The 8,209-nt window shown below is 44.8% G+C and carries 12 protein-coding genes; 5 read left to right on the forward strand and 7 right to left on the reverse strand.

The window, feature by feature from the left end; genetic code table 11:
- Positions 1 to 557, forward strand: a 557-nt coding sequence (locus B2633_RS04760; protein ID WP_483169506.1) for a class I SAM-dependent methyltransferase, incomplete at its 5' end; no start/stop codon positions are given.
- 381 nt (positions 558 to 938) lie between these two features.
- On the opposite strand, the gene B2633_RS04765 is transcribed toward B2633_RS04760, so the two are convergent.
- The 3 genes from B2633_RS04765 to B2633_RS04775 form a co-directional block, all read right to left on the reverse strand.
- Positions 939 to 1,283 carry a type II toxin-antitoxin system HicB family antitoxin gene (locus B2633_RS04765; protein ID WP_061214094.1) on the reverse strand — a complete coding sequence of 115 codons (345 nt, stop codon included), beginning with the start codon at positions 1,281 to 1,283 and terminating at the stop codon, positions 939 to 941.
- Between the two features lie 38 nt (positions 1,284 to 1,321).
- The gene (locus B2633_RS04770; RefSeq protein WP_061214093.1) at positions 1,322 to 1,546 is read right to left on the reverse strand and encodes a type II toxin-antitoxin system HicA family toxin; all 225 of its coding nucleotides are present in this window, start codon (positions 1,544 to 1,546) and stop codon (positions 1,322 to 1,324) included.
- A gap of 219 nt (positions 1,547 to 1,765) precedes the next feature.
- Positions 1,766 to 2,086: an ATP-binding cassette domain-containing protein gene (locus B2633_RS04775; protein WP_483169508.1), complete on the reverse strand. Its 321-nt coding sequence runs from the start codon at positions 2,084 to 2,086 to the stop codon at positions 1,766 to 1,768.
- Positions 2,087 to 2,250: 164 nt separating this feature from the next.
- Here B2633_RS04775 and B2633_RS04780 point away from each other — a divergent pair, with 164 nt between their 5' ends.
- From B2633_RS04780 to B2633_RS04790, 3 genes are all read left to right on the forward strand, one after another.
- Positions 2,251 to 2,547 (forward strand): ATP-binding protein, encoded by a 297-nt coding sequence (locus B2633_RS04780; RefSeq protein WP_082736090.1) that lies wholly within the window; start codon positions 2,251 to 2,253, stop codon positions 2,545 to 2,547.
- A 169-nt stretch (positions 2,548 to 2,716) separates the two neighbouring features.
- Entirely contained in the window at positions 2,717 to 2,989 is a 273-nt protein-coding gene (locus B2633_RS04785; protein WP_061214090.1) for a type II toxin-antitoxin system RelB/DinJ family antitoxin, read from the forward strand.
- Entirely contained in the window at positions 2,989 to 3,261 is a 273-nt protein-coding gene (locus tag B2633_RS04790; protein WP_061214089.1) for a type II toxin-antitoxin system YafQ family toxin, read from the forward strand. The genes B2633_RS04785 and B2633_RS04790 overlap by 1 nt, the downstream gene beginning before the upstream one ends.
- A gap of 194 nt (positions 3,262 to 3,455) precedes the next feature.
- Here the strand turns inward: B2633_RS04790 and B2633_RS04795 are convergent, their stop codons facing one another.
- Together B2633_RS04795 and B2633_RS04800 are read right to left on the reverse strand one after the other, a co-directional pair.
- Positions 3,456 to 3,755 carry a helix-turn-helix domain-containing protein gene (locus B2633_RS04795; protein WP_201785614.1) on the reverse strand — a complete coding sequence of 100 codons (300 nt, stop codon included), beginning with the start codon at positions 3,753 to 3,755 and terminating at the stop codon, positions 3,456 to 3,458.
- A 170-nt stretch (positions 3,756 to 3,925) separates the two neighbouring features.
- The gene (locus B2633_RS04800) at positions 3,926 to 4,273 is read right to left on the reverse strand and encodes a hypothetical protein (protein WP_153014687.1); all 348 of its coding nucleotides are present in this window, start codon (positions 4,271 to 4,273) and stop codon (positions 3,926 to 3,928) included.
- A gap of 116 nt (positions 4,274 to 4,389) precedes the next feature.
- Between B2633_RS04800 and B2633_RS04805 the strand changes: the two genes are divergently transcribed.
- The gene (locus tag B2633_RS04805) at positions 4,390 to 5,208 is read left to right on the forward strand and encodes an efflux RND transporter permease subunit (protein ID WP_160328927.1); all 819 of its coding nucleotides are present in this window, start codon (positions 4,390 to 4,392) and stop codon (positions 5,206 to 5,208) included.
- A 57-nt stretch (positions 5,209 to 5,265) separates the two neighbouring features.
- Here the strand turns inward: B2633_RS04805 and B2633_RS04810 are convergent, their stop codons facing one another.
- Together B2633_RS04810 and B2633_RS04815 are read right to left on the reverse strand one after the other, a co-directional pair.
- Positions 5,266 to 6,084: a class I SAM-dependent methyltransferase gene (locus tag B2633_RS04810; RefSeq protein ID WP_061214085.1), complete on the reverse strand. Its 819-nt coding sequence runs from the start codon at positions 6,082 to 6,084 to the stop codon at positions 5,266 to 5,268.
- 340 nt (positions 6,085 to 6,424) lie between these two features.
- Positions 6,425 to 8,209, reverse strand: a 1,785-nt coding sequence (locus tag B2633_RS04815; RefSeq protein WP_483169512.1) for a sirohydrochlorin chelatase, incomplete at its 5' end; no start/stop codon positions are given.

An 8,209-nucleotide genomic window follows, 5' to 3' on the forward strand; every position in this document is an offset into this window, starting at 1 on the left:
CTGCGCCTTCGTGGCGCACAATCATCAAACGTATTGCCCTTCTGCTCCAGCCGGAAGACCGGGTACTGGAGATTGCTGCCGGTACAGGCATTATTGCCCTTGGGTTGGCTGACCGGATGCAGAATATTGACGCTATTGATTTCTCTCCTAGTATGGTAGCTAAGGCACAGAAAAAGGCGCAACATTTGGGATTGGCCAATGTGCATTTTTCCGCGCAGAACGCCTGTGATCTTCGTTTCGCTCCCGGCAGTTTCGATGCTGTCATCATTTGCAACACCCTGCACATCATGCCGGAGCCGGAAAAAGCACTGGCAGAAAGCCACAGGGTACTTAAGCCGGACGGTAGACTGATTGCGCCTACTTTTGTACATGCAGGCAGTAAAAAGGCTCTATTGTTTTTTGCGCTAATGTCGCTAAGTGGTTTGCGCGCCTATCACAAATGGACGCAGCAGAGCTTTCATGCTTTTCTGGAAGAAAACGCTTTTACCGTCCTGGATTCCGTGTTGCTCAAAGCTTCCTTTCCCCTGGCCTATGTCGTGGCCAGGCCAAAACAATAAAGACCCGGGTCAATGTTTAATTTTTATCATTTCAATCCAGTTTATCATGGTATCCAGCGTCAACTTCGTATTGCCTACATTGTAGTGGTTCGAGGCGCATTCCCTTTCCGTAAGCAGGCGAAAAGATAAAAAGAAAATAGTTGCAGCATTGGAAGATCAATTCCGGGTATAAAGCACTTCCGGCAGCATATTTTGTGCAAACAACTGCTTTCACATTTATAACCATTCCTTTCGCTAACGCTCAGGCACAAAACGTAAACAAGTTTATAATGGGCGATGAAGAGGAGCAGTAGGAAGGCTTTACAAGCAAGATATTATCCAGACTTAATTAATCTTAAGTAAAGCCTCCATGAGGCAGGCAGGGCATGATTCATTTATGCATTATCTGGCAAGTTTGTATAGTGCATATTGATTAAGTGAAACTCCCTCTTTTTCAGCTTCCAGGACCAGCCTCATGTGCAGGGATTTAGGAAGCCTTACCACAAATTTGCCGCTATAATCTTCTTGATTAACAGGGAGGGAAATATCCAGGTTGTTTTCAAGTTTGGTTTCAATATAGCCCTCAAGAGCTTCATTCAGGTTTTTATATAATTCCTCCAATGTATCGCCTGTACTCTGGCATCCGTCCAGCTCCATTATCCTGCCGTAAAAATAATGTCCGCTTTCATCATTTATTTCCTGAATAATTCTCGTATAAGGCAATTTAACATATTCTTCCGTCCGCATACATAGAACCCCTTTCTAAGGTATTAGGAATAAGCGGCTTATTCACCTATTCGGGTTAAAATATCTTTGACATAGACTGCTTTCAACGGCGTTTCTATTTTTACAGTTATTAAGTCTCCGTTTTGGTGCAAGTAGTGTCGGTGTGAGCCCTTCTGCCTTTTATATTCGTATCCGTTTGCTTTTAATACCTTTTCAGCTTCTTCGGGACGTATTCCGTTTGGCTGCCGTTTCATTTTTTCTATTATTTTATCCACGCCCGCCACACCTAAAACCTCCCGTTATTATAGTATTATATATAGTATCGCTTTGCAATAATAAGTAGACGAATCAAACAGAGGGACGATATTGGTTTGGTAATATGCCCGTGCTCTTTTTCTCAGCGGCCGAAATGTCTTCATCCTCCATGCTGAGAAGAATTTCATCCAGCACACTTTCAGTAAAAAGCTGATGGTTCACATCCTGCAGGACCATATAACAAAGTTTCAATCTTTGTTTTGTATTGTATTGCCCGTGGTTATGGCGCAGCACGCCCTTTGCCGATTTCTCCAGCCCGCAAAGGCATCTGGCAAATGTGGTTTTCCCGCTTCGTTAAAGCCTAAAATGCCTATAACCGTGTTTTGCGGCAGTTTTAGAGAGGGAATAGTAAGCGATTGCCGGTTGTTATAGGAGAACGAGAAACCTTCGATATATAACATTTTTTCGCGCGAATGATTTGGCCCCGCCTTATTCTCCAGTTCCGTAACGGACAAGGAGCGAAGCCCCAAATCGTTTATCGCTGACAGTCCGATTTTTCGGAAATTCAAATGCAGACAAGAAACGCCAGCGGCGTGATGACGGCCTGCGCGGCGTCGGGCAGTTGATGGGAAATAAAATGCTCCAACTCATCGGTGTTTTTCTCCATGAGCTTACGCATTTTCCCGCTGGGGTGCAGATTGTGGAAGCCTAAAGGCAAACAACCTCAACCCGGATCCGCCAGAGGATAAAACGGATCAAGGCTTCATATTTAGTGGTAATTGACGAGATAGGTTTTGTCCCTATTACCAGGCCAGAAGCTAATTTGTTTTTTCAATTGATATCATCACTTTACGAACAGACAGCCTTAATAATAACTTCAAACAAGGGTTTTGAAGACTGGGCCGAATTGATGGGAGACCCGGTTATCGCTACCGCTATCCTGGATCGAATCGCTCATCACAGTGAAATATTCAATCTGACCGGCGACAGTTACCGCCTTAAACATCGAGATTCTATACTAAGCCCGTAGTCCTATGGAAAATTATTGGCCAAAATTTCTCCAAAATACTTGACCGCTTACATATATTCGATTAAGTCCTTCGACATTTCTTTCGTGCTCTGGATATAGCGTTTACCCTATTTACACAGTATAGTTGCCGCAGTACAATGTAAGTACAATATAAAAAGGAGCTGTTATCATGGCGCAGACAAGTATAACCATGCGAATTGATGAGAATTTAAAGAAACAGGCAGAAGAGCTTTTCGAAGAATTTGGAATGAATATGACTACTGCATTAACAGTATTTATAAAAGCAGCAGTTAGACAAGGTAAAATACCTTTTGAAATCTCTGTTGATATCCCTAATGCGGAGACAATTGAAGCGATGAAAGAAGCAGATAGAATTATCCATGATGATTCTGTAAAAGGATTTTATGATGTCGATGAGATGATGAAGGAGATTATAGGTTAATGTATATCGTCAAAAGAACTAGAAAGTTTGATAAAGATTTAAAATTATTGGTAAAACGTGGTTATAATATTGATTTATTAACTGAAGTAGTTAAAAAGTTGGCCAATGGCGATAAATTAGCCGAAAAGTATCAGGATCATGCATTAAGCGGAAATTGGATAAAATACAGAGAATGTCATATAATACCTGATTGGTTGTTAATTTATAGAATTGATAAAGATACTATAGTATTAATATTAACACGTACCGGTACTCATAGTGATTTGTTTTAAATCTGCCATTTTAGCCACATCGCAATTCTTCTGAACAAACAAACCCTTTTAAACATTATTATCATGGCGGATTATTAATGGGTCTGCAGCTGCCCCCATAGCCGAAAAAAACCAGGCCAAAAGGCCGAAAGCCCCTTCCATGGAATCATTGTATTCCTTACCTACTGATATAATATGCATGCAAAGTAATAATATCAATATGTATAGCTCGAAAGATAATTGGGGACCCAAGTAGATGAAGTCAACGGGAGGACAATCTCCTTGCAATAATAATTAAGCGCAGCAAACAGAGGGAAGTTCCTTTGTTGGCTCTGTTCGAGTTTACGATATTGGTTTGGTAATAAGCCCGTGCTCCTGCAAAACAATTTGGAGAAATATCCTGCGTCCTTATAACCTACAAGCTCTGCGATCTGATTGATGTTCATGTCCGTATTTGCCAAAATACCATGCTGCGGTTTCGGGACTCCTGTGTGCGGTTTGCGGATAATTTCCAAAACGGATACGTCACCTTCAAGGTCATCCTAATGGCCCTGGAGTGCTTTGTTTTCCCCGTGGGCTTGCTTTTGCTCAGCCGCGACCCCTATGATATGTGGTATGTCCAATAAACATCTGACCGTTCGCTCTGTTTTCCATTGGACGGATGAGAAAATCAAGGCAGTCAGTGTCAAAGATTACCGGCGTCTGAATCTGCATTTTCTTCTCCATCCCCAAATAATATTTCCCCATAGCCCCCTTCAAGCAATAACTCTTCATATTTCCCATAAGTTATTTGCCCGGCTTCTAACAACTCTTCCGCCAGTTCGGCATAGTTTGAATAAATGACCCTGCCTTGATCATCGGCAGTATCCCGATATAAAGCAGGACTGTAGCCCAGCCTGATAGCAGCGGAAATAACGCCTGCTTTCATCTGTTCAGCTTCTGCTTCGCTTATAACGCCCATATTTATCAACCTTAATAACATCAGTGCATGACTTACCGCAAAATAGTTCTCCAGGTATATCAAATCACGCATATTAGGTTTGCGTGATGAATTTTGCAACCTTAAATTCAGATAATAACGCAAAGCATCATCAGGCACCAGGAAATACGAAGCAAAGCTATTGGCCTCCAATCGAGTCGGGAAAAAACGTGTCGGTGGTTATTGTTTGCTATAATACCGACGCCGGCAGTGATGAAATCGACAAAGCCAACCGGGAACTGCGGGAAAAGATTGGTGAAATAAAGGACGATCTGCCCGACGGCTGCTTTGAACCGGAAGTAAATACCAAGGTGGCTGAAGTAGCCGGGGTGCTGTTAAGCCTTTCCGGCGGCGGCTACAGCTATGAAGAACTATCCGCCTATGCCGAAGAGATAGAGGATGCCCTGAGTGAAATAGACGGAATTTATAAAACCAAACTGGTGGGCAAGGTTGAAAAGCAGGTAACGGTGGAAGTCGATAGTGACCGTTTGAACCAACTCGGATTTTCTTTGAGCGAAGTAAACCAGGTCCTGTACGCGCAAAATCTGGAAATTCCCAATGGGGCTTTGGAAAACGAAGCGGGCAAAATATATGTTAAAACCGAGGCATTGTACCAGTCCCTGGATGATATGAAGAACATAATTGTGGGCGTATCCAGGCAAACGGGCGCTATGGTAAGGCTTAAAGACATCGCCTCAGTTTATATGGAGAGTAAGGACGATGCCTATAAATGCAAACAGGGTGATAAAAACGCCGTGCTGGTTGCGGCATATTTTAAAGATGACCGAAATATCATACCGGTGGGCAAAAAGGTCCGGGAAACCCTGGAAAACCTCAGAGAATCCCTGCCCTCAGACCTGGATTTGAGCGAAACGGCCTTTCAGCCGGATGACGTAGACAAGAGCACCGACAATTTTGCCGGCCATCTTATAGCCGGAATTATTTTGGCCCGGTCGCCTGCATCCATCTTATTTTCTATCCACAAATAACTGCCGCCTTCGCCCTATATGTACTATAGCTTGCAATTATAAATCTCGCCGTAAACATTAACTATTTCGTGCGGAAAATACGCTATAAGTAAAAAAAGCGTAATATCCCGGAACATTTAGAATGAATTCAGTTGAATCGGGCTGGCATAAACGCTGGTAATCATGCCAGATTTCCGGTGCCACTTCCTTTTCGCAGCTTCCCCAACGCATTATAAACAGGTCGCTTACAGCAACAATTATCTCAGCACTTAAAGGTGAGCAAACATCCATAGCGCAAGTATGGGTTTGGATATCCTGAAAACCAGCCGACCGGAACCATTCCGGCGCCCGCATGATATGTCGGTCTGGTGCCATCCCGGTTTTAAAAGGAGCAATGCCGGCCGCAGTAGCATTCAATTGCGCCTCCAGGAGCGGATATCCCGGCAGCAGCATCTGGGAAGACCACATAATAATAAATACCCGGCCGCCGGGTTTTAGCACCCGGCCGATTTCTTTTAACATTACTACCGGGTCAATATCCAGAACGCCGACACAATCGATGCTGACGGCCCAATCAAAGCTTTTTCCCGAAAAAGGCAAATCCCCGGCATTACCCTGGACAAATTCAACCCGTTCGCGGATCTGCGGTTTATTTTGGCGCAGCAATCGTGCGCTTTGTAAAAACCTTTCTTCGATATCAAAACCAATTACGCTACCCGCAGGCCCCAGAGCTTCCGCCAGCATAAATGTAGTAAAACCTGTTCCGCATCCGATATCCAATCCGATTCCAGAGCTGGGAAGCGGCAGATACTGAATAATGTTTTTTAAGCCCGGTTCCCGCAGGGGCTGTGATAATAACAGGCTTTTCTCATAAGTGGAAATGTCGGAAGAATTCATATTACACCTCCCCGTTTTAATACTGTCATTATATATCATATTGCCCCTGCGTTCATGAAGCCTTCATGCTCCAACCAGCCGACCGCCTCCTGCTGCACCATTCGCTTTCTTCCTGGGTGGCATCCATCCTCCCGACTTTAATATTGTTGCGAATGCTGCCTTTGAAAAAATAGATACTCTGGGAATGCGGGGCAGTTCCCGCAAAGTGCTTATCCAACATAAGCAACGGTACGCCGGACAAGGTTTAAGTATTGGCACCAAAGAGAGCGACCCTGACAGAATCTTCCGCAATAGTCAGATTGGAAATGGTATGATTGCACACCCGGTGCACCCGGTCAAGCTACGCCGCTGTTGCGATCTGGTAAGGATCGGACTGCGTGCCGCTGCCGCCCGCGAAGGCGGTGCTTGCCTCGATGGCAAACAAATTATCGGCCTCTTCCCAGCGCACTTTTTCCACTACTTGAGCCCGAAGAACTTGAAATGCCTTTTTTTCCTCAGAGGTTGCGGTATTATTTTTGATCTTGGTTTTTAAGGCAAAGAAGTTATCCGAAAATACCTCGGGACGCGCCTTTACTGTTAGTATCGTGCCCCTCTCGCAATCAGTAATCTGATAACTATAATAAGCTTCATTATGAGGCCGTTCTTCCAATTGGAATCTACCGTCACCGAGTATGGCCTGCAGTGCCGCCTCAGTGCCTTTCGATTTTGGTCCCAATACGGTAAAACGACTGCGCTCAGCAACAGTCCGGGGGCTTAAAACCTCAAGTGCTTCCTGCATAGCCCGATAAGCAAGGGAGCCGCAGACGCAGACCTTACCTCCCTCTTCCAGAGCAACATCAGAGTACTGGACCACATATAGCTGCCCTGATTCCTGCATTTCTATGTCTCCCATGATCGCGTCATTGGCACGAAATGCAATATATTTGGCTATGTTGGCATGAGGCAATAGCGCTCTTTGCCCGGCTTCGGGGTACAGATAGGTTATACCCTCCAGGCTGGTGGGTATTTTACTGTCCGTATAAACTCCTGCACTCAACATAACCGGCATTACTATAACTGTGCAGTCAGGATTACTATTTTTCACTTCTTCAACCACGGTTCTTATTTTGGGTGTTCCCGCTCCCACAAATCCGCAACATACTTGCTTGAATCCTTGTATTTGCTGCAGTTTATCCCCCAGGGATGCCATCTTTTCTTTCCAGACAGCCAGATTTTCGGGATCAGATGTGCCGTGAGCAACCAGAACTACAATTTCTTTTTCAGGGTTCTGGCTAAGATTTTTCAATCTTTCATTGATAATTTCGGCAACCAATAAATGATCATCTAAAGCGGGGGTCAATTCCACCGTAGCAGTTTTTTCGATTCTTTCCAGACCTTTTTTTTGTGCGGCTTCATCATTTAGCGAGCTGGGTAAACCGAGCATATATTTTATTTCTTCCATGTGGCTGGAAGCAGAACAAACGAAAATGGGAACAGCCACAATTCGTTTTACTCCCTTTTGCTCCAGTGCCTGCACGGCCATCGCTATGTTTTCTGTTTCCACATCTAAAAAGCCTAATTCTACTGGATAAGGCACTTCAACCTGGGTTACTGATTCGCGTACACGCTGGTTCCAATTTTCATCCGACCCATGGGCTACTACTAATATTCCTGTAGCGGCAACCGGCTCTTCAGGAGCATTATTGATGCCAAACAGGCATTTGAGCAGAGCCGTCTTATCCGCCGTGCTGAATTCATCGCCCATCTGGAGCATGGTCGGCATCCAACCATTGAGGGTTACGCTGTCCGGCTTGTAAGTGCCCAGGGTATCCTTCGTTGCGGCATAGTAGAAATGGATGTGGGCGGGCATGGTGGTCTCATCCATACCCTCGTCGAAGTGGGGTTTGAGCATTGCCATATAGGTCAGCACCCCCGCATCGTCATCCGCCTTGAATACATAGGTTGTCTCCCCGGCCAGCATTCCCAGATTGTCATTGCGCTCCACAAAGGTGTATGGGTGAGACGCAATGACATGGCCGTCATTGTCACAAAAATAGATGGTCTTGTAATCATAAGCAAATTTGATCTGGTAGATCTGCGTACCGTTATTGGCCGGAGTCGATGCCATATTGGCAAACATGGCCTT

It is taken from the genome of Syntrophomonas sp. UBA1041, from assembly GCF_002316705.1.
In the GTDB taxonomy this organism is placed as follows: domain Bacteria; phylum Bacillota; class Syntrophomonadia; order Syntrophomonadales; family Syntrophomonadaceae; genus DTU019.